This is a genomic window from Pseudomonas sp. G11 (assembly GCF_029457515.1).
In the GTDB taxonomy this organism is placed as follows: domain Bacteria; phylum Pseudomonadota; class Gammaproteobacteria; order Pseudomonadales; family Pseudomonadaceae; genus Aquipseudomonas; species Aquipseudomonas gorinensis.
Genome location: NZ_CP120377.1, coordinates 6,377,667 through 6,397,999, shown reverse-complemented (window position 1 = coordinate 6,397,999; position 20,333 = coordinate 6,377,667). Strand labels below are relative to the sequence as shown.

Genomic DNA, 20,333 nt, shown 5'->3' with positions numbered 1-20,333 from the left:
CTCGGTAGTAAGAGTTAAACCCCTCTGGGTTTATCGAAGTCTGGTTTGCCATTCAGTGAGGGAAAGCTGACTTTGCAGCCGTTGGACCTGTACCCGGTGCAGCCCCAGAAGTCATAGCCGCCGTCCCCTTTTTTCTGACGCCTTGCGAGAGGCTGATTGCATTTGGGACAGTTGAAAGCGCCACCGGCTGTGGCTGGGCGTGGAGCTGACGCCATTGGCACACTTGGCATACCACGTTGCTGAGACAGTTCCTCTTCCAGGCGCTTATGCAGACGTGCAACGACGGCGCCGTAGGTGTCTTGGCCCTGGGCGATTTTGTCCAGGTCGCGCTCCAATTCCCGCGTAAAATCCAGCTCCACGAAACTGAAGAACCCTTCGAGCTTCGCGATCGTTTCCTCCCCCAGAGGCGCCGGTACCAGTTTGCGGCTCTTTTCCTCGATCAGTCCTTTGCTGGTGATGTTCTTCAAGATGGAGGCGAACGTACTTGGACGACCGATACCGCGCCGTTCCATTTCTTTGATCAGGCTGGCCTTGGTGTAGCGTGACGGTGGTTGAGTTTTCTTCTTCAGCAGTTCGCCGCTGTGGACCGAAAGAATCTGTTTTGGAGTGAGCGCTGGCACAGGGTTGTCTGCTTCTGCGTCTTCCTCTTCATCCGTATCATCGCCCTTGAGCACCTTCATCCATCCCGGATGGCAGAGTGTTTTGCCCGATGCAGTGAAGCGCAGGGCTTTGCCGCCTGGACCAACAGCGAGCAGTTTCGCAGTACGCACGTCGTAGATAGCGGCCTCAAGCTGGCTGGCCAATGCCCGAACCCAGATCAGCTTGTACAGGGCCAGTTCGTCATCGTTTTCACCGGCGGATCTTTCGGACCAATAGGTCGGTGTAATGGCAGGGTGACCTTCCTGCGCGCCTTCGGCCGCTTTGAACGTGCGCCGTTCATCTACGGCTTTCAATCCAAGAGCGTTGGCCACCGTTCGAACATCCGCCATGGCTTCATCCGGAACATTGGGGTTGTCCGTCCGGTGATAAGTGATCACGCCTTGCTCGTACAAGCGCTGGGCCACCTGCATGGTTTTGTCCGGATCCCATTTCAACGCGTTGCTGGCGGCCTGTTGAAGAGTCGATGAGATGAATGGTGCGGGAGGATGACGCTCGGCCTTGCGATCCTCGCAGGACTCCACCACCACATTTCGAGTGCCAGCGACGTGCTGAGCCAGGTTGCTATCCTGAACATAGGGGACGTCCTTGCTTGCGAAATCCGGTACCGGTTGCCACTCGGCATACCAAATGGTGCCCCGACTTACATCGGCAAAGAACAGACGAACGCCAAAGTGATTGATCACCTGAAAGTTGCGGATCTCGCGCTCGCGCAAAACTACCAGAAAGACGGCGGGTGATTGAACGCGGCCAGCAGAAGTAGGTTTACCCATTAGGCGCCGCAACTCTTGGGTGACCAGGTAACCCACCAAGCGATCCAGAACACGCCGGCATTCTTGTGAGGCAACCCTGTTCAGATCGATTTGTCGAGGATTGGCCAGTGCCTCTTCAACGCGCTTGAGAGTGATCTCATTGAATGTAATGCGTTTGTAGTTTTTGACCGCCAGTACCTGCTGGATGTGCCAGCTGATGCTTTCACCTTCACGATCAGGGTCGGTTGCGAGGTAAATTTCACTGGCCTGTTTCGCTGCGGCCTTGATCGTTTTGACGGCCCTGGCGCTCTTATCCAGGATCTCGTACACCGGCGTGTAGTTTTTACGTACTCCGGTGGTGATCATGCTGTCGTCCTGACCTTTGGCCGGCAGGTCGCGGATGTGCCCACCACTGGCAACCACCTGCCAGTCTTCCCCTGGGCGTAGCTTCTTCATCATTGGCTGGAGCTTTTTCAGCTTACCAGGTGCCTCGATGATCAATAGCTTCACGGTGTGTCCCTCTCAGATAATCAGAGCGGGACTGTTGCGTCAGGCGGGTAGGGCTTCAATAGGAAATGGTCAGTGCGTGGGGGAGGGCATTATGCGGCTATAGGTCCAGCGAAAGCTGCTGTGCCTGGGCAAAGCCCTTTAGCCATGACGCACGCATAGCGGGGTGTTGGTAAGGGCAGTCATACACCCGTAGCCCTTTCCGCGCAGCGGCCGCACCAGTGGCAAAAACCGTCAGGTGAGGATTGTTGCAACGTCGCCTGTCAGTGGCTTTAGGCAAGAAAGCGTTATCACCCATGGCGGTTGCTCCACGATGCTCAAATTCATCTTCCAGCAGATCCGCGCTTGGCGCGATTTTTTACGGGAGGGTGTTGCAGCCAGGTGCCGGGATGTCGAACCAGTTGGTGGCCCTTAGCCAATGCACGAAGAACTCAACGGACTGACCACTTCGTCGTTGAAAATCGTGTAAATCGCCATGAAGCTCAAGATCCTCAGACTCATCATCCCAGTTGAAAAGTTCGAAATAGTTGGTGTCGTAGCGATCAGGGTTCAAAAGCTCTTGTATGAATCTTCGTGCAACGAATGAGCTCATGTCACTGTAGTCATCAGCCCAGACGTCTTTATCACGCCAACCAGCTTTTATCCAGGAGGCGAGTCGAATGTTGTCGGTGATACCGTAGAAGTCTGCTGCGTTGACGTCGCTCTCATCACAGTACCGCCAGTACAGCCGTCCCAACGTGGGGTGATCCGCTGCTACCAGAAGCCATCCATCTGGACACCTCACCTCATCATCGTCCCGCATTGTCATACACCTTAAGGCTTCACGATTGGGGAGGGAAAGACGTTGATGTTTTTCCCTCCACCACGAGCTTCACGATTGGGGGGCCAAAATTAAGCCCCTGCAATCAGAACGGACGGTCGGGGTCCGGGTAGTCGTCGAAATCAGGGGCAGGTTGCGGACTGGACTGATCACGTGACGGGCTGCCTTGGCCCTGCGACGGTGACAGGGTCACGCTCGCAATCCTGTGCGGCAAGATGGCGACCCGCGAGGCTTGAACCTTCAGAGCCGCATTTTCCTCCCCATCTTTTTCCCAGCGATCCATTACGGCTCGGCCGGAAACGATCACGCGCATGCCCTTCTGAAACAGGTGCGAGTAGTGTTCAGCATCTTTGTGCCACCACTCGACGTTCGCCCAGAACCCCCCACGATCTTCATACCCGCCTTTACCGTCCGGAATCGAGTTGTCGAAGTAGACGTTGACCCGCATGAGCCTCCGTGGGTCCTTGTTGCCGTTGGCGAACTCTTTGAATTCCGGGGTGGAGCCGATATTGCCTTCCCAGCCTTGTACGGGTGTGGACATGAGTATTCTCCGAGGTTATGGATGTTGCGTTTGATTGGTGAGCTTCTGCAGTCGAGCGGTGTACACGGCCTCTGCCTGGCCCATTTTTTCGGCGCAATCGGCGGCCTGTTTGGCAATTGAGTGCATCAAGCTCATTTGCATGTTCAGCGTGATGCGCTGCAGTTCCATTGCGTACAAATCCTGCAGCATGGTTTCTGGTGTTCTGGATGAACCCATCATGTCTGCCCAAACACCGACGCCCATTCGGCGGTCCGTCACCTGCTGCCATCTCAGAAATTGGGTACCGGCCTGGGTGTTCTGTTCGGTCAGTCGAACTGGCACAAGGGTGAATGGATATCGGCGAGCCTGGCTCAGCACTTCCTGGGCAAGTGCTTTTAATCCCGACTCTTGGACCAGGCATAGATCGGCAAATTGGCTTAGCTCCCCCTTACCTTTAAAAGGCTTTAAAAGGCCTTTTAGTGAGGCAGCCTGTTGCAGTCGCTGGAAGGCATCCTGTTGCAGTGGTCGGAAGGCAGTCTGTTGCAGCACGCCGTCTTCTGAGGACGTCTGGCCCATGACCATCAGCCTTCCTCGGTATCATCAAAGTGATCACTCGCCTCGGATTGCTGTTGGCCGCGAATGATGGGGGGAGCAAAGTTGGAGCGGCGGGTGCCTTCCAGGATGTCCTGCGGCAGTTCTCCGTAACGCTCATACATTTTGCGGGCTGCTTCAGCCTTGGCATTGTTGGCGGCGAAGTCATCGCGTGCAGCGCCGGAGTATTTATAGATCTGGGCCAGACCAAAAAGTCTGCGCAGCACGGCAGCGCCTTCATCGATCCAAGTTTCCATGTCGTGACGACCGACCAGACCGACGTGCTGGGCCAGCAAAATGCGCCTGACAATTTCGTCGTAGTTGGTCAGTAGGTACACGGCTTGGAAGCCGAGTGGATTGGCGATGTATAGAGGGAGGCTGACAGGCTGGATGGACAGGTTCTCGCTGATACTGATGGCCGGGGGGAGGGAAGCCATGGCTGTATCGAGACGATCTTCGATGGTTTTGAGTGCCTCCTTTGAATCGTGGATCTTCTCTTCAAGCTGGATCATCCACCAGTCTGAATACGGATCATCCTGCTGGGCGCCACGTGACATGCGGTTGACTACAGTGCAGAAGCCCGACAATCCGATGATGCCGACCTTGAGATCGTTTTTTGGGCGTCCCATCCAGATCCGTGCAGCATGATGGGTGTGAAGGGTGAGCTTCACATCGCTGCGTAGTGAGCCAATATTGAGCCGGTAATTGTCAGCCATGGTGCAGTTATTCCTTGGAAAGAGGATTGACATGGCCATGCTGCAATTGGGCTGCTACGGACGCAGCATTAAATCCATAGTCAGACGGAAGGGGATTTGTTGAGGCGTCTATATATAGAAGGAGAGAAGCAACATTGTCTGTCTGACTGCCGTCAGCGATCCGGGATCCCTGGTAAGTGTTGTGGGCCACAGCACTGAGCCGACGGCCACCACAGATTACGGATCCTGTCAGGGTGATGCGGTGCGCATCATCCAGTCGGTAGTTATGTGGCCCACATAGCTTCGAGTTGCCACCTGGAGTATCGAATCCCTGTTGAGTGTTGTGGGCCACAGCACTGAGCCGACGGCCACCACAGATTACGGATCCTGTCAGGGTGATGCGGTGCGCATCATCCAGTCGGTAGTTATGTGGCCCACATAGCTTCGAGTTGCCACCTGGAGTATCGAATCCCTGTTGAGTGTTGTGGGCCACAGCACTGAGCCGACGGCCACCACAGATCACGGTTCCTGTCAGGGTGATGCGGGACACATCATCCAGCCGGTAGTTATGTGGCCCACATAGCTTTGAGTTGCCACCTGGAGTATCTGATCCCTGGTGAGTGGTGTGGGCCACAGCACTCAGCCGACGGCCACCACAGATTACGGATTCTGTCAGGGTGATGCGGGCCGCATCATCCAGCCGGTAGTTATGTGGCCCACATAGCTTTGAGTTGCCACCTGGAGTATCTGATCCCTGGTGAGTGGTGTGGGCCACAGCACTCAGCCGACGGCCACCACAGATTACGGATTCTGTCAGGGTGATGCGGGCCGCATCACTTGGCTGAATGCCTCCACCGATATCGAATCCTGGCTGGGTGTTGCGGGCAGCAACACTCAGCTCGGCTATGCCGCTGACCTGGGATCCTGGTTGAATGATTCGGCCCGAATCACTCAGCTCTCTGCCATAACCGGTATCAAGTCTGGTCAGCGCCATGCGGGCGGCATAGCTTGGCTGACTGACATTTCCGTCCGGAGTCATGAATGTGTGCTCCGATTGGGCTTTAGCAGGTGCAGCATCTCGCTCAGTGTTTGATTGGCGGTTTGTATCGATTCCGGATTGCGTGGAGTCACCATCGCTTTCACCGGTTGAGCAACTTCAACGGTGCTTGAGCCCGTCGACGGGCTACCCGTGTTCATGTGGTTGAGACGTGGTTTGTCGTCTGGCTTCCAATTGCTGTTGAAGTCACCTCGTACCGCCGTGGCGACAAGCGTCATCAGATACCCAAAAGGGTTTCGAACGCCTCCCGTGTCACAACGGTGCACCCATTGCTTGATGAGCGCAGGCTTCACCTCTGGTGGGACTTTCTGCAACGCCACAAGGGCACTCTGTTTCTGATCCGTGGGCAGCCGGTGCAGGGCATCCAGGAGGTCTGCAGCCGTGTCATCTGACGTGGGCGGTACATGTACAGAGCTTTTACAAACATCTTTGTTTGTATCTGTATACGTACTATATGAGTTCGGATTCCGAACTGAGTCCGAACTCAGTGATTTACGGCTGAGTTCGGATTCCGAACTCAGCTCAAAAGCGATTCGCTTACCGCTGGATTCACTGAGTTCGGATTCCGAACTCAGTGTGGAGGCAGCTATATTTTGCTGAGTTCGGATTCCGAACTCGGGAGCAGTCAAAGGCTGAAGGGCTGTTGCCTGAACCCATGGCTGACTGTTCAAGCGAGCTTCGATGATGTTCAACCGAGTCGGTAATCGCTGACCAACCTCCGGATCTGCGGCGAACTCCTTCCAGGCTATTTCAGCAACTTCACGAATCGCCTTGGTCTGATGCTCCATCGATTGAGCGAGTAACTGCAGATAGTCTTTGTCGAACTCCAGCGCTTCACCAGGCGTTACAGGTTCATCGTGAAGAAGGTAGACGTTGCCTTGAACCTGACCACTGAGGTCATTACGCACGCGACGACCGAGGCTGAGCCAGCGAGTCAGGCGAAGGGTGACCAAGGCTTTTGATACCGTTTCACGGGACGCCGGTCTGCCGGGTAGCATGCCCAGGTATGGCCGTAGCTGCTCATAGGTGGGGAACGCCGTCAGGCCGTCGTCATTGATCAGTAGGCGAAATACCTGCCAGGCGTTTCGTTCAAGCGGAGACAGTCGATCATCCAGAAGCAATCGACGAGGAACTGTCTCATGAGGGTTACCGCTGAAAATAATGCCGGAGTAGGGCGCTGAGCCCTCAATCCCCGGGGGCATCGACTCTTTTTTCTGACGCAGATGAGCCTCAAGATGCCCTGATGCAGAGTCCAGAAGTGTCGAGAAGGGGAGCCGGGACAACTTCATAGGTCGTTGTCACCTTGCCCCAGTGTAACTACTGGTAGGGCCAACTGATGGTTGGCCGATGACACCAGCTTCAAACCTTTTGTAAATCCAGCGCTTGGATGCGAAGGCGGATAAAGGCCGTCTCTGATCCATGACTGAACGCGGTGCCAGATTATCGCTAAACTGAGGTTTTCCGTGCCTTCAATTGAGTCGGCGCCCTGTGGAGCATTGAGTTCTTCTGCCACCAGCATGGCCACGTCCAGCAACGCCAGGCTGTCATCCAGCTCAACCTGATGCTCTTTCATCAGATGGGTCCAGCGGTACCAAAGCTGAGCATCCATCTCTTCGCTAAACTCTCGCCACCGGCCACGGCGTGCTGTTACGCCAATCACCAGGCGTTGAAGGGCAACATCCTGGGGGGATAAGCCAAAGAACTGTTGCAGCATCTGTGTCGTTGCCCCGAGTCGAAGAGCACGTTCAATCATGCGCACTTCCTCGTCTGATCGTTGAGCCCCGGTCAGAAGCTTTTTCACCATGTCTCCATCTATCGTGACACTGCACCAGGAAACGGGAGTGTTAAGCAGCAAGCTCAGCACCGAAGGTTGTTGAAGCTGGGCCAAGATTTCGGGCTCCAATCCCATCTCTATGCAGCGACGGAGTTGGCCGTTGCGCATGTGGTGCAGCACCTGAGACAGGATGGCTTCATTGATAGGTGTTTTGGACATACGACTCTCTCCCTGCCATCGACCCAATCAGCTAGGTGAACTCGGATTGTTGTTGGCCATTGACTTGATTTCTAAGTCGATCAAACGTCTTGCGAGACGAATAATTCGAAAGAGCTTCACCAGCGCGCCATCGCTCAGACGATTCGTGTTCTCTGGAGATTGATCCTTGGCATAGGGCTGACCCAATAGGATCTGGCCGAGACCTGCAGCAAATTCGAAATCGGCAAGTGAACCAGCCTGTTCAGGCTGTTGCTGAATCATCTTCAGCGCGATGGCGATTGAGCCGCTCAATGATTGGAGCAGCGTCAAAGTGTGCTGGGCTGTAGCGGTGACTTCGACGTCTTCAGTTGGATGTCGATAGCTAAAGCCCACCCCTCCGTCGAGGTCCAGGAATTCACCAGGTGCATTGACTGTGGTCGCAACTTCCCGTGCCAACTGAGCGATATGCTGACGCAGGGTGACGGGATTATCGATCTCGCGTTCGATGTACCAGAGGTCAGAAATGGGATTCAGTCCACCGGCTTGAACCGGGATGGCCACCAAAGCATTGGCCGCGAAGTCAGGCAGAATCTCCCCATCAAGCGCCGCGACTTCGCGCTTCATCTTTTCGACCCTTGCCGAAGTCGTCACTGGACTCGCAATGTGCCCGTCCAGCCGACTCTTTTGCTCTTCGAGACTCATGTGCGCCAATGGAGGTGGCGTAACCTGCGGTTTGATTGGATCTTTGCTTTTTTGTTGTGCTGTGTTGGTTTGAATCGCTCCCCCGGTTTGGGGGGCGGGCGACTGTTGTGCCGGATTTTGAGAGGGAGGGTTACCGATCTCGGTCGAGCTAACACCCTGCGGAATACCACCCAAGGTTAAGCTGGGTTGAGGCAGTTCGAGTATCGGTGTGGATCTGCGCAATTGGTCCTGATTCTGGGTAATCTCCAGCAGGATTTTCTCGTACCCGAGATTCAGCGGCTTTTGCAGTTGAGCTATCAACTCGTCCTGGAAGCGCTGAAACAGAAACTCTTCGGCATCTCCCTCAAACTGAGACAGAACATCTTGGAAGACTGTTTCGAATTCAAGAGGCAGCTCGTTTCCATGCTGCTGATAATTACGCTCCCAGCACTGAAGGGCGGTTTTTCTCAAACCTAACAGTTTTATAACTCGATCAAATCCGAGGCCGGAGTACAACATTGCAGGAATTACAGGAAGCAAGTAGCGAATAGCATCTTGCATTCTGCTGATGTGGGGCTGAGAGATCGGATACCCGTCAGCTTTCAAACGTCGAGAGAGTTCACTTTGAGATATCGATCCGCCTGCTTCCTCCTCATATAGCGCTCTTGCCTTATCGACACCAATTGCCCGCTCGATGAACAGCAGTTGCCCCTGCAGATCGTTTTCGGCCAAGTGCCCGGTGAGAGAAATAATCTCCCCCCGGACTGCATCCCATGGACGAAACAGGCAGTGGAACCTGAAGAATTTCTCGTCCCCAGTCTCACGATACAATTCGTTGAGAATCGCCAAGCGAGTGTTGCCTCCGTTCCGGATTCGGAACTTCTCCTCACCAGGCTTACGGGTCACTGGCGGTGGCGTATCCAAGCCACGCTGACGGATCGACTCCTTAATGTCGTCGTATTTAGGGTTGCGCGTGGTCCGTGGGTTTTCGTCATACGGCAGCGTATCGTCCAATGTCAGCAACATCGGTGTGTCGACGATGGGGTCGCTCAAGCGAGCAGCAGCTGGCGACTTGGATTCAAATCCAGGAAGCTGCAGCTTTTCTTTCATAGTCTGTGCCAATGACGGTTTCATACTCTTGCCCCAGCTTGCTCATTGGCCGGAGCTGCAGCCATCAGTTGGTCAATGATCTTGTGGGCTCGATCCAAAGCGGCTTCAAGCCCCGCGGTCGCTTCCAGGCGGTGAACGATTTCCGAGTTCATTGACCGGGTGTTTTCACGTGCCTGCAGTGCGATTCGCTCGCGCATTCCGTCCGGAAGGCGGACTACGAATTTTTCTTCGAGCTGACGTTTGGTTTCATTGCTCATAGCGTTCTCCATTACTTATCGGGCAGGGGTATGTTCAGCGACGTTTCAACTGATCACTGAGTTGGGTAGGCAAACCTTTGATGGTGAGCGTGCTTGAAGCCTCGTCGTACTCGATCTTGTCGCCCAGGAGGTGCGCTTCGAAGCTGATGGATAAGCCTTCGGCGCGGCCGGTGAAACGGCGGAACTGGTTGAGGGTGCGCTTATCCGCCGGGATTTCCGGCGACAGGCCGTAATCCTTGTTGCGGATATGGTCGTAAAACGCTTTTGGCCGATCTTCATCAATCAAGCTCGACAGTTCTTCCAAGCCAATGGGCTCGCCAAGCTTGGCCTGGCTGCTGGCATAGTCCACCAGGGTCTTGGTTTTCTCGCGTGCGGATTCGTCCGGCAGGTCTTCGCTTTCAACGAAGTCGCTGAAAGCCTTGAGCAGGGTGCGGGTCTCGCCCGGGCCGTCGACGCCTTCCTGGCAGCCGATGAACTCGCGAAAGTACTCCGAAAACTTCTTGCCGCTCTTGCCCTTGATAAATGAGATGTATTGCTTGGATTGCTTGTTGTTCTGCCACTGGGACACGTTGATCCGCGCTGCCAGGTGCAGTTGGCCAAGGTCTAGGTGACGCGATGGGGATACGTCCAAATCGTCCGTCACCATGACGCCTTCTCTGTGTTGCAGCATGGCGATCGCCACATAATCGGTCATGCCTTGTTGATAGTGCGCGAATAGAACGTGGCCACCCGTGGACAGATTTGACTCTTCCATCAATCGTTGCAGGTGCTCGACTGCCTCCAGGCTAAACTGCGTGAAGTCCTGGTTACCGTCGAAGTACATCTTTAGCCAGCCACTGAAAGGGTATGCGCCGGACTCTGCATGGAAGAAGCCCCACGCTTTACCTTGTTTTGCGTTGTAGGCTTCGTTGAAGTCGGACAGCATATTTTCTAGGGCTTGCGACTTCGCCAATTCGTGTTGGCTGGCATCCAGGACCGCAGGTGTGCCGTCGGGCTTCTTGTCGATCCAGTGAACGATGCAATGACGAATAGGCATTAGATGGCTTCCTGAGTACGTTGAGGTTGAGTCCGATCAGCGCGACGAAGTCGGGCCTTAGCGTTGAGGCCTGAGCGGTGATCGCTTGAGGTCGACGAGGTGTAAATGGACCCAAGCCCAGCTTTGGTGAATTTGATGTGGCCACCGTGAGTTCGAGAGACGGTCCAGCCGTTAGCCTCAGCAAACTCCACCAAATAGCGAAGGTTCTCGTGCTGTCCACGTAAACGGCTGACGGTCATTGGTCAACATCCTTGTCTGCCAGAACGTTGCCGGCCTGAATCGCAATGATTTCAGCCTGATCACCAGGAAACTTGGTACCCAACTCATGTAGAAATTGACGTGTTGCTTCACGTGCGCCTGGCACGCGGAATACAACGCTGCAGTGTTGAACTGGCTCTGGATGTTGCAGGTGGGACATCACAGCCACTTTCAACGAGCAGCTTTGGAGATGACGGGGAACCCAAACCGACCAGAAGTAGCTTGAGAGCAACGCACCTGCGCAGAGCAGTTCGACGGTAAGCGTTGAGCTTGCTGTTTCGGATACCTCGATGTAGCCGAGTTCCTGAAACTCCAGAAGATCGCCTCGCATACTCAACGGGACTACTGTGCTGTGGTCACGAGCAAGGCGACCAATCGATTGAGCAAGAGCGTCCAGTTCAACGGGGTTGATCCCCGTTTTATGAGCGTGAACCACGGCCGAGGCTTCGAACCCGGCACCGGCATGAATGCTTGGGAAAAGGGAGACGTTACTGTGCATCTGACACCTCCAGAAGCTCCTCGATGTCATAGCTATTGCAGGTTGGGCAAATCAGCACGTCCACTTCACCGTCAGGGGAGGCCGGTACAACTCCACTCACCTGATGTATCGGATGGTGACCGTCACAATGACGGCACCAATGAGAGATAGCGGGAGTATTTTTCATGGCTGAACCCCTTGCCAGCCACTGCTGGCACTGAGATTTGCAAAGCGGGTTTGGTGTGGAATAAAGGCGGTGCGCACCGTTCCGGTCGGGCCGTTACGAGCCTTGCCGATGATGATTTCTGCAATGCCTTTGTGTTCGGTCTCCGGGTGATATTTCTCGTCGCGGTACACGAACATGATCAGGTCCGCGTCCTGTTCGATGGCGCCGCTATCACGCAAATCGGCGTTGATAGGGCGCTTGTTCGGGCGGCGTTCCAGTTCACGATTGAGCTGAGAAAGAGCGACTACAGGGCAGTTCATCTCCTTGGCCAGCGCTTTAAGTGCTTGGGAGATAGCGCTGATTTCATTCGCCCGGTTTTCTTGACCTGGGCAGCGCATGAGCTGCAGATAATCGATAAGGATCAGGCTCGGGTGGCCGAACCGGCGAGCCGCACGGCGGGATTTGGCCCTGATCGCACCAGGTGTAAGACCTGATGAGTCGTCTATGACCAAGCGCTCACCGTAGCTATTGATGCGCGAAACTGCGGCGGTCAGTTTTGGCCAGTCTTCGTTATCGAGCTTGCCCTTCAATAGCTTGCCAAGGTCGAGATGGCCAAGGATGGCCATCAATCGATAGAGCAGCGCTTTAGCGGGCATCTCCATGCTGAAAACCTGGACCGTACGATCAGGCTTTGCCTGCAGCGCTGTATCCACAAAGTTCAAGGCCAGAGATGTTTTACCCATCGACGGACGTGCGCCGAGGATGATCAAGTCGGCTTCCTGGAAACCAGACGTCATCTCGTCCAGATCGTCCAGACCTGAAGGCACGCCGGTCACCACTACATCACCATTGAAGTGCTCATCGATTTGCTCGACGACCGCCGTCAGGCACTTGTTGATGTTGACGAACTCCGACGCGCTTTTACCTTCCCCCAAGGCGAAGAGTTGCTGCTCGATGGACTCCTGAACTTCCGTGGCGTCGGCCTGCGGATCTGTAGCTTCGCGAGAGCACTGGTAGCCCAGGGTCATGAGCTGCCTGAGCTGAGAGCGGTTACGTACGATGAATGCGTAGTGCTCTATGTTGGCCACTGACGGTGTGTTTTTGGCTAATTCGCCGAGGTAAGCGAGGCCACCCGCTTCGTCGGGATTCTCCAATGCGTCATGTACGGTCACGATATCGAATGGAATGGCTTTGTCGGCCAGGCTGGCAATAGTCCCGAACAGCAACCGATGGTCGTGCCGAAAAAAATCCGAGTATTCCAGCTTGTCTGCGACGAGATCCCAGGCGTTATTGTCGAGCAGCAGCCCGCCTAATACGCCTTGTTCTGCCTCGACGGAGTGGGGGGGGGAGAGGTCGAGGTGGTTCATTTCAAGGGCTCCTGACCAATCTGCATAAAGCCGCTTCCACTAACCGCGTCCAGAGCCTTCACCATCGCCACTTCGACCTTGGCCGAATTGATCATCACCTGCGCAACTTCGGCCACGGCTTTGGCGCGATCTAGCTCCATTGGCTTGTCTGGATCCAGCAGGCCTTCAATAGTGGCGAACAGGTGGTTACGGAGATCCTCAATCTTGTTTTTCATGTTCAGCCTCACGAATGGTGCGCTTGAGTTTGCCGATGGCGCGAATGGCGGACTTCAGCTCTTCCGGATAGCGATGGATGGTGTTGCGGCGCATACGCTCCGCTCGTGTGAGCAGCTCTAGATTGTCGAGAGCGATATGGGCCTTATTACCGTCCTTGAAGCACACGCATTGGTTGATGGGCACGGGACCGTAGTGCTCTTCCCACAGCAGGATGTGCACACCTTGCCAATCAACTGGTGGGTAGCCGGTGTCAGTGATTTTTCGCTGTTGATACCCGTCTGGTGTTGTGCGCAGGCTGCCAATCGGGAGCCAGTTCTCGGGCCGGTTTCCTGCCTTGAACTGTGTTGTTGCCATGCGGCCGACTGAGGGGAGTCCCTTGACGCCTTTGTTCCAAGGGGTCATGCCCTTGGCAAAGCGGTGGTCCGTGCCTGAGCTACCATCAAATCGGCCACAGAGATTGCTGCTTAGGAATTCAGCGCTCTTGGATATGCCAAGGCGTTTGGCCTTGGCATAGACCTGATAGACGCTGAGTCCGATTTCATCGGCCAGAGCCTGGGTCGTTTCGTTGGGATAGCGGGCAATGAGCATGCGCTCCTCAGCCTCACTCCAAATATGATGCTTTTGAACCGGCACAAAACCCAATCGGGAGCGCGCATGCTCCAAGGTAGCCTTAGCCAGAGGGGACAGACATTGACGTGTCATTGCCCACCTCCGGAAATGAGAGCGGTGTAGCCTGTTTTCACTACACCGTGGTGGAGCCGAACGTTTTGCCCTTGATTCCAACCTGCGGTTAGCGACCCGGTATCGTGGCCTTTGGCTTCACGGGACTGGATCTCGAAGGTTTTCAGCATTGGATGGTGGTGTTCCAAGTAGGCGCTGATAGCTTCGCTTGCTTCACTGTCCATAGAGCCGGCGAATTGAGCCACTTTGTAACTCACGGCGTTTATCCAACCTTCGGCAAACAGAGCGCCGCGACGACGCTTGGTTTTCAGTTGGCATCGCTTTTGTTGGGCTACATGCTCACGGCGTGCTGCCACCAATTGGTGAAGCAGTGCGGAATACGCGTGTGCAGTGAGCTCTGGCGAAATACCTTTGCCCAGGAACTTGAAGGACCAGCCCTGTAAAGGGTTGTAGTAGGCAATGTGTTGGCAATCGAACGCTCGCGCACACGTCTGAGCGAGCAGGTGAAGCCAATCTTGTGGAGCCCGGCGGGTATGTGTGGCAACGCTCGCTTCATCAACCGTATGAGCCGCAACCTCGATGGCTTCGAGGTTGTACTGCTTCATCAGGTTTCGGGCTTGACGAAGCGCTGTTTCTACTTCATTCGGCGATGCACCGTTGGAGTTGGCCAGTGCAAAGCATTTAGCAACTTTTTCAAGAACTCGTTGCTTATCCATCACTCACCCCCTTCCTGCTGGACACGAGGGGAGAGTGCCTCTGACCAAAGACGCAGTGTTTCCTCTTCATCCACTGAGAGGTAAACCTGGGCGCGACAGTCCAAAACCTTCTGTTTCAACACATTGAGACGGTCCTGGACGCTGGAACCATCGTCGTAAGCAATCTCCTGCTCGATAGCTTGCACAACGTCATTGCGCAGGGAGAGCACCGTGCTTATCCAGAACGCATTTGGGCTGGTCCAGCCAATGAGCTTTCGTGTTCGGGCAGGCGACAGGTAATCACGGAGCCTGAGATTGAACTCACCAGGGGAATAACCATTCCTGAAAACGTCTGCGCGATTGAGCGTCAGCGCTGTTTTAAGAATATCGAGGAGAGGTTCCAGAGCTGCTGGGTCAGGGACGAAAGGTTTCAGATATGTTTCAGCTACCAGTCGCTTAGCCTCTGCATCTCGTGCTTGTTGACGCCGCTTGGCCACGTTTTCGTCGCGGCCGCGCTTCTCCTTTGCGTGCCGTATGTTCGAGTTTACTGACTCAATAAGCTTCGCGGCGTCCTGCAAAAGCTGACGCTGTTCAAAGCTCAAGTGAGCGCCTATACGGCCGGGTAGATGCGTACCACTTGTCAGGGAATGGATGTCACGAGCGGTACCACTAAGTTTGGCTTGCAAGCTGCGTAATTGTTGAGCGCTGTAGTACTTGCCAATCTCAAGGATGACGTCTGCAGAAATGCTGCGAGCATCGGTGATAGAGGGCTTTGCCATCTCAACGATCCTCCCTCAGCAATTTTGCCACCTTCTCTTCGGTCATGGCCTCGAAGCGGTCGCGCCATTCTGGAAAGAGCTCAATGGCCAATTGCCGGATGACTACTAGGGCTGCTGGGGATTTGCGGTTGGAAGGCTGGCGATATTCCAGGCGGTGTGCTGGAACGCCTTGGGACGCAGCGCTACGAAACACCACTGCAGTGGGAATAATGCTGTCCAAAACGCTGATTTCTTCATTGTCTTGGAATATTTCGCGGACTGACTGCTCGATCACCTGCGCGTCGGTGGTTTGATCAAGGTTGTTAATTGCGATCCGCACGGGAGGAATTTTCATACCCAGGCGCCCATATGCACGGAGGCCATCCAACATCTGCATGGTTCCACGGCTGAATTCGCGTGCGGCGAGCATGTTGGGTGGAAGAGGGGATATGACCAAGTCAGACGCGAGAACTACCATTTCCAACATGGCCGATCTGGCACCTTGGGTGTCAATCAGTACCAGGTCAAAATAGCCTTCGAATGCCGGCATCAGGTTGGCCAGTCGCAATCTGCCGTCCGGTGCCTGCAGGAGCAAGCTGTTCAATTGGTTATTTACGTCGTTCGAGATCACCAGGGACAGATTTGGAATCGTCGTGCTGGAGATGATCTTGAGGGAGTCGGTGATATTGAACGCGAGCAGGTCATAGATGCCGCCCTGAGCTTCCTCGACCAATTGGTAATACGAGGAAAGCGAAGGCTGGGCGGGATCCAGATCGATTAGGAGGGTGCGAAGGCCCGCGTCCGCGCAGAATGCGCCGAGGTTGGCCTCAATGGTGGTTTTACCAACGCCGCCTTTGGTCGAAACGACCGCAGTGATTTTCATGGTTTAGAGCCTCTAATGTGAATTCATTAGAGGCTGCATCGAAAATCGGGTAGATTCTGACCCATAACCAATTGGTTTCGAGACCTGAAAACCAGTTGGCTTTTAACCAATTGGTCGTAGGTTCGAATCCCACACGACCCACCATTTTTGGCGGTTTAGAAAATCCGGAAGGCCCACGCAAGTGAGGATTTCCGGGTTTTTTTTTGTCTTGTGAAAAAGTCGATGTGTCATGCGCCGTCCGTGAGATGCCGAGTCCTACGCCCCCGTGGAGGAGGCGATTCTCGCCCTCCTGCGGTCGGCTTATGCGGCCCTTGACGAGTTTTTGTAACAGCAAGGCCAGTGCCTCGGTCGCGTACCGCTTCTGACGTTTGTCGCCTGGCCTGAATCAACCCTGTCGGCGTTGAGCGAGATAAAAAAACGGGAAACACCAGCGATGGTGTTTCCCGTTTTTTTACCCGCTTATCACGGCCTCGAACGCCAGATTAGGCTTTTGAAACCATTCGATATTCTGTAGCCTTGCCCAGCTTCACCTTAACCCGTGCTTGATGAACACCCTCACTTCGTCCGGCGGCGCCCGAAGGGCTCCAGAGCCGGTGGTACACTCGACTTTCGCGCAACTGCGCCTGCAGGTCTTGCGAACATGACGCAAATTTCCGAACGCCTACTGGTTCAAGCCCACCTCGACGCCAAGCAGCCCAAGGTCCTCAGTGCCGATGAAGAGGCTGGCCTGCGTACCGCCATCGCCGCCGAGCTGAAAGCTCAGGACGCGGTGCTGGTCGCTCACTTCTACTGCGACCCGGTGATTCAGGCCCTGGCCGAAGAAACCGGCGGCTGTGTCTCCGATTCCCTGGAAATGGCACGTTTCGGCGCCGCCCACCCGGCCAAGACCGTGCTGGTCGCCGGTGTGCGTTTCATGGGCGAGACCGCCAAAATCCTCACCCCTGAAAAACGCATCCTGATGCCGACCCTGGAAGCTACGTGCTCCCTCGACCTGGGCTGCCCAGTGGATGAGTTTTCGGCGTTCTGCGATCAGCACCCCGAGCGCACCGTGGTGGTGTATGCCAACACCTCGGCGGCGGTCAAGGCGCGGGCGGATTGGGTGGTGACCTCCAGTTGTGCGCTGGAAATCGTCGAAAGCCTGATGGATAACGGCGAGACCATCATCTGGGGCCCGGACAAGCACCTGGGTACCTACATCCAGCGCCAGACCGGAGCCGACATGTTGTTGTGGGACGGTGCCTGCATTGTCCATGAAGAGTTCAAGTCCAAGCAGTTGGAAGATATGAAGGCGCTGTACCCGGACGCCGCGATCCTGGTGCACCCGGAGTCGCCGACGTCGGTGATCGAGTTGGCGGATGCGGTGGGTTCCACCAGCCAGTTGATTGCCGCGGCGCAGCGTCTGCCCAACAAGACCTTCATCGTCGCCACCGACCGCGGCATCTTCTACAAGATGCAGCAGTTGTGCCCGGACAAGGTCTTCGTCGAAGCGCCTACCGCCGGTAACGGCGCGGCATGCCGCAGCTGTGCACACTGCCCGTGGATGGCGATGAATACGCTGGAGCGCACCTTGCAGTGCCTGCGTGAGGGCAGTAACGAGATCTTCGTCGAGCCTTCGGTGATCCCGCAGGCGGTGCGGCCGCTCAAGCGCATGCTGGATTTCACTCAGGCTGCGCGCCTGAAGCTGGCCGGTAACGCCTGAAACGAAGCGAGCTCGGTTAAAAATGTGGGAGGGGGCTTGCCCCCGATGACGGTGTGTCGGTCAATAGAAATATTGAATGTAGAGCCGCTATCGGGGGCAAACCCCTCCCACATTTTGAGTTCAGCAGGCAGTGAGTTATTTCTTTTGCTTCGGAATTCTCACCAACTGCGTATCCGAGTAGATGTCATGCCAGCTGCGTTTCTGCTTGTCGAACAACGACCAGATAAACCCCAGCCCCACGCACAACCACGACGCAATCGACACCACAAAGCGTAACAGCGCCTGCCACAGGCTGATCCGCGAGCCGTCGGCGTTCTGTACGCGCACGCCCCACACCTGCATGCCCAGGGTCTGCCCGGAATGGGTCCAGAATTTGGCGAAGAAGCCAAACAGCACAAAGAACAGAATGGTCGACAGCAGCGGGTCGCCGTCCAGCGCACCGGACTCGGTGAGAGTGCGCATTTTCGCTTCGCCCACGAATGCGATCCACACCAGTTTGTAAAGGAAGGCGGTGACGATCAGCAGTGCGGTGCACAACAGGAAGTCATAGAACATCGCTGCCAGGCGACGGCCCAGGCCAACGGCGGGGAACTCGCCTTGGGGGCTCAGCAGGGGTTTTGACATGGCAGGGCTCTCTGGAGAAAAAATGCATTTTACGGGGCAATGCCCCTGCGGCGCCCATAAAAAAGCCCCTGATGGTGACATCAGGGGCTTTTTGTCGCAGGGAAGTATCAGCCTTCGGCGATCACTTCATCAGCTTGCATGCCTTTTTGCCCTTGCACAGCAACGAAAGTCACTTTCTGGCCTTCTTTCAGGCTCTTGAAGCCGTTGCCCTGAATAGCGCGGAAGTGTACGAACAGATCCGGACCGCTTTCTGGAGTGATAAAACCAAACCCTTTTTCGTCGTTAAACCACTTGACGGTACCGCTCTTACGTTCAGACATTTTCTTATTTCCTTGACGCTAAAAATTGATGACAGCCCCTTCGCATGAAAGAGTACTGGGCTGGGTTGCAGGAAAGTAAGAGACGTCGAACGGGTTGTAGCAAGCTTTGGCTACTGCCCAGGTCAGGTTCCAAGCGACCCATGCAAACACAGTGGACAAACTCTACGACAACTAATGCAGAAAAAACAAGCCCTGCCAAAAGCCCAGGTTTTGCTTGGCCTCATGACACTTCGTTGAATAATGTGGAAGCGACTTATTCGATAGAATGGGTCACTTGTTATAGGTTAATTCCTTTAACAAAGACTATCGTTGCTGCACTGTTTTATGGCGGTTGCGTTACAGATTAGTACACATTAACGCAACCGCGTTACTTATAGGAACAGTCAATCAGCCACGATAGTAACGCTGCGGCACAAATGGCATTTTACTTACACGAAGAGGTACCTTTTTCCCACGCACCAGCGCAGAGACTTGGGTATCCAGCGCGATGAATGCACTGTCCAGGTAACCCATGGCCAGTGGGCCGCCCAGGCTCGGGCCAAAGCCACCGCTGCATACGCTGCCGATCACGGTGCCGTGTTCATCGACGATCTCTGCGCCTTCACGTACGGGGGTGCGTTCCTGGGGCAGCAGACCTACGCGCTTGCGGCTGACGCCGGCCTGCTGCTGGGTGAAGATGCGATCGGCGCCCGGGAAGCCGCCGGCACGTGCACCGTCAGCCCGACGGGCCTTGGAGATCGCCCACAGCAGGCTGGCCTCGATCGGCGTGGTGTCGGTGTTCATGTCATGACCGTACAGGCACAGGCCGGCTTCCAGGCGCAGCGAGTCACGCGCACCCAGGCCGATAGCCTGTACTTCGGTTTCGGCGAGCAGGCTGCGTGCGAGGCTTTCGGCGTTGGCGGCCGGCACCGAGATTTCAAAGCCGTCTTCGCCGGTGTAGCCCGAGCGGCTCACGTAGCAGTCCACGCCCAGTAGGCGCAGGGAGGCGAACTGCATGAAGGTCATCTGCGTGACTTCAGGTGCCAGGCGAGCCAGTACCTTCACCGCAGCCGGGCCTTGCAGGGCCAGCAGGGCGCGTTCTTCGAACAGCGGCTCAATGCTGCATTGGTCGCCGATCCGCGCACGCAGGTGCGCCAGGTCCTGGTCCTTGCAGGCGGCGTTGACCACCAGGAACAGCTCGTCGTTACCCAGGTTGGCGACCATCAGGTCATCGAGGATGCCGCCCTGGTCATTGGTGAACATGGCATAGCGCTGCATGCCCACCGGCAGGTCAATGATGTCGACCGGTACCAGGGTTTCCAGGGCCTTGGCGGCATTGGCGCCGGTGAGGCGGATCTGGCCCATGTGGGACACGTCGAACAACCCGGCCTGTTCACGGGTGTGCAGGTGTTCCTTCATCACGCCCAGTGGGTATTGCACCGGCATGTCATAGCCGGCGAAAGGCACCATGCGCGCGCCCAGCTCGATATGCAGGGCGTGCAATGGGGTTTTCAACAGGGTTTCGGTGGACATATTCAGCTCCTGAAAAACGTA

The 20,333-nt window shown here is 55.5% G+C and carries 24 protein-coding genes; 1 reads left to right on the top strand and 23 read right to left on the bottom strand.

Annotated features, from left to right (window positions below):
- Nucleotides 1-14: 14 nt before the first annotated feature.
- The 20 genes from topA to P2T68_RS29360 form a co-directional block, all read right to left on the bottom strand.
- Complete coding sequence (topA, locus tag P2T68_RS29455; RefSeq protein ID WP_106118571.1) at nucleotides 15-1,919, bottom strand: type I DNA topoisomerase; 1,905 nt, start codon at nucleotides 1,917-1,919, stop codon at nucleotides 15-17.
- Between the two features lie 97 nt (nucleotides 1,920-2,016).
- On the bottom strand, nucleotides 2,017-2,214 hold the full coding sequence (locus tag P2T68_RS29450; protein WP_073451677.1) for a CrpP family ICE-associated protein: 198 nt from the start codon (nucleotides 2,212-2,214) through the stop codon (nucleotides 2,017-2,019).
- A 60-nt stretch (nucleotides 2,215-2,274) separates the two neighbouring features.
- Nucleotides 2,275-2,718 carry a hypothetical protein gene (locus P2T68_RS29445; RefSeq protein ID WP_056791318.1) on the bottom strand — a complete coding sequence of 148 codons (444 nt, stop codon included), beginning with the start codon at nucleotides 2,716-2,718 and terminating at the stop codon, nucleotides 2,275-2,277.
- A gap of 103 nt (nucleotides 2,719-2,821) precedes the next feature.
- Complete coding sequence (locus P2T68_RS29440) at nucleotides 2,822-3,277, bottom strand: single-stranded DNA-binding protein (protein ID WP_056791322.1); 456 nt, start codon at nucleotides 3,275-3,277, stop codon at nucleotides 2,822-2,824.
- A 15-nt stretch (nucleotides 3,278-3,292) separates the two neighbouring features.
- Nucleotides 3,293-3,832 (bottom strand): DUF3158 family protein, encoded by a 540-nt coding sequence (locus P2T68_RS29435; RefSeq protein ID WP_106118575.1) that lies wholly within the window; start codon nucleotides 3,830-3,832, stop codon nucleotides 3,293-3,295.
- A gap of 5 nt (nucleotides 3,833-3,837) precedes the next feature.
- A complete protein-coding gene (locus tag P2T68_RS29430; protein ID WP_106118572.1) occupies nucleotides 3,838-4,563 on the bottom strand; it encodes a PFL_4669 family integrating conjugative element protein in 726 nt (241 codons plus the stop codon).
- A gap of 7 nt (nucleotides 4,564-4,570) precedes the next feature.
- Complete coding sequence (locus tag P2T68_RS29425) at nucleotides 4,571-5,581, bottom strand: hypothetical protein (protein ID WP_277378660.1); 1,011 nt, start codon at nucleotides 5,579-5,581, stop codon at nucleotides 4,571-4,573.
- The gene (locus P2T68_RS29420; RefSeq protein WP_020303009.1) at nucleotides 5,578-6,888 is read right to left on the bottom strand and encodes an STY4528 family pathogenicity island replication protein; all 1,311 of its coding nucleotides are present in this window, start codon (nucleotides 6,886-6,888) and stop codon (nucleotides 5,578-5,580) included. Before P2T68_RS29420 ends, P2T68_RS29425 begins: the two co-directional genes overlap by 4 nt.
- Nucleotides 6,885-7,592: a DUF2857 domain-containing protein gene (locus tag P2T68_RS29415; RefSeq protein ID WP_056791329.1), complete on the bottom strand. Its 708-nt coding sequence runs from the start codon at nucleotides 7,590-7,592 to the stop codon at nucleotides 6,885-6,887. Before P2T68_RS29415 ends, P2T68_RS29420 begins: the two co-directional genes overlap by 4 nt.
- Nucleotides 7,593-7,619: 27 nt before the next feature.
- The gene (locus P2T68_RS29410; protein WP_056791333.1) at nucleotides 7,620-9,386 is read right to left on the bottom strand and encodes a ParB family protein; all 1,767 of its coding nucleotides are present in this window, start codon (nucleotides 9,384-9,386) and stop codon (nucleotides 7,620-7,622) included.
- Complete coding sequence (locus P2T68_RS29405) at nucleotides 9,383-9,619, bottom strand: Arc family DNA-binding protein (RefSeq protein WP_056791336.1); 237 nt, start codon at nucleotides 9,617-9,619, stop codon at nucleotides 9,383-9,385. Before P2T68_RS29405 ends, P2T68_RS29410 begins: the two co-directional genes overlap by 4 nt.
- Before the next feature lie 34 nt (nucleotides 9,620-9,653).
- Nucleotides 9,654-10,655: a nucleoid-associated protein YejK gene (gene yejK, locus P2T68_RS29400; protein ID WP_056791339.1), complete on the bottom strand. Its 1,002-nt coding sequence runs from the start codon at nucleotides 10,653-10,655 to the stop codon at nucleotides 9,654-9,656.
- Nucleotides 10,655-10,894 carry a type II toxin-antitoxin system HicA family toxin gene (locus tag P2T68_RS29395; protein ID WP_020303014.1) on the bottom strand — a complete coding sequence of 80 codons (240 nt, stop codon included), beginning with the start codon at nucleotides 10,892-10,894 and terminating at the stop codon, nucleotides 10,655-10,657. Before P2T68_RS29395 ends, yejK begins: the two co-directional genes overlap by 1 nt.
- Nucleotides 10,891-11,412 (bottom strand): hypothetical protein, encoded by a 522-nt coding sequence (locus P2T68_RS29390; RefSeq protein WP_020303015.1) that lies wholly within the window; start codon nucleotides 11,410-11,412, stop codon nucleotides 10,891-10,893. Before P2T68_RS29390 ends, P2T68_RS29395 begins: the two co-directional genes overlap by 4 nt.
- Before the next feature lie 162 nt (nucleotides 11,413-11,574).
- A complete protein-coding gene (dnaB, locus tag P2T68_RS29385) occupies nucleotides 11,575-12,924 on the bottom strand; it encodes a replicative DNA helicase (protein ID WP_073451674.1) in 1,350 nt (449 codons plus the stop codon).
- Nucleotides 12,921-13,139 (bottom strand): hypothetical protein, encoded by a 219-nt coding sequence (locus tag P2T68_RS29380; RefSeq protein ID WP_056791344.1) that lies wholly within the window; start codon nucleotides 13,137-13,139, stop codon nucleotides 12,921-12,923. The genes dnaB and P2T68_RS29380 overlap by 4 nt, the downstream gene beginning before the upstream one ends.
- Nucleotides 13,123-13,728: an HNH endonuclease signature motif containing protein gene (locus P2T68_RS29375; protein ID WP_234427181.1), complete on the bottom strand. Its 606-nt coding sequence runs from the start codon at nucleotides 13,726-13,728 to the stop codon at nucleotides 13,123-13,125. The genes P2T68_RS29380 and P2T68_RS29375 overlap by 17 nt, the downstream gene beginning before the upstream one ends.
- Before the next feature lie 110 nt (nucleotides 13,729-13,838).
- Complete coding sequence (locus tag P2T68_RS29370; protein WP_073451670.1) at nucleotides 13,839-14,537, bottom strand: DUF2786 domain-containing protein; 699 nt, start codon at nucleotides 14,535-14,537, stop codon at nucleotides 13,839-13,841.
- Nucleotides 14,537-15,295, bottom strand: coding sequence for a hypothetical protein (locus tag P2T68_RS29365; protein ID WP_106118573.1), 759 nt, complete (start codon nucleotides 15,293-15,295; stop codon nucleotides 14,537-14,539). Before P2T68_RS29365 ends, P2T68_RS29370 begins: the two co-directional genes overlap by 1 nt.
- Nucleotide 15,296: 1 nt before the next feature.
- Nucleotides 15,297-16,157 (bottom strand): ParA family protein, encoded by an 861-nt coding sequence (locus P2T68_RS29360; protein ID WP_106118574.1) that lies wholly within the window; start codon nucleotides 16,155-16,157, stop codon nucleotides 15,297-15,299.
- A 640-nt stretch (nucleotides 16,158-16,797) separates the two neighbouring features.
- On the opposite strand from P2T68_RS29360, the gene nadA reads away from it, so the two are divergent.
- Nucleotides 16,798-17,856 (top strand): quinolinate synthase NadA, encoded by a 1,059-nt coding sequence (gene nadA, locus P2T68_RS29355; RefSeq protein WP_024077137.1) that lies wholly within the window; start codon nucleotides 16,798-16,800, stop codon nucleotides 17,854-17,856.
- Nucleotides 17,857-17,991: 135 nt separating this feature from the next.
- On the opposite strand, the gene P2T68_RS29350 is transcribed toward nadA, so the two are convergent.
- The 3 genes from P2T68_RS29350 to gcvT form a co-directional block, all read right to left on the bottom strand.
- Complete coding sequence (locus tag P2T68_RS29350; RefSeq protein ID WP_024077136.1) at nucleotides 17,992-18,480, bottom strand: RDD family protein; 489 nt, start codon at nucleotides 18,478-18,480, stop codon at nucleotides 17,992-17,994.
- A 107-nt stretch (nucleotides 18,481-18,587) separates the two neighbouring features.
- Nucleotides 18,588-18,800: a cold-shock protein gene (locus P2T68_RS29345; protein ID WP_024077135.1), complete on the bottom strand. Its 213-nt coding sequence runs from the start codon at nucleotides 18,798-18,800 to the stop codon at nucleotides 18,588-18,590.
- A gap of 387 nt (nucleotides 18,801-19,187) precedes the next feature.
- Nucleotides 19,188-20,312: a glycine cleavage system aminomethyltransferase GcvT gene (gene gcvT / locus P2T68_RS29340; RefSeq protein WP_069076931.1), complete on the bottom strand. Its 1,125-nt coding sequence runs from the start codon at nucleotides 20,310-20,312 to the stop codon at nucleotides 19,188-19,190.
- Nucleotides 20,313-20,333 lie beyond the last annotated feature (21 nt).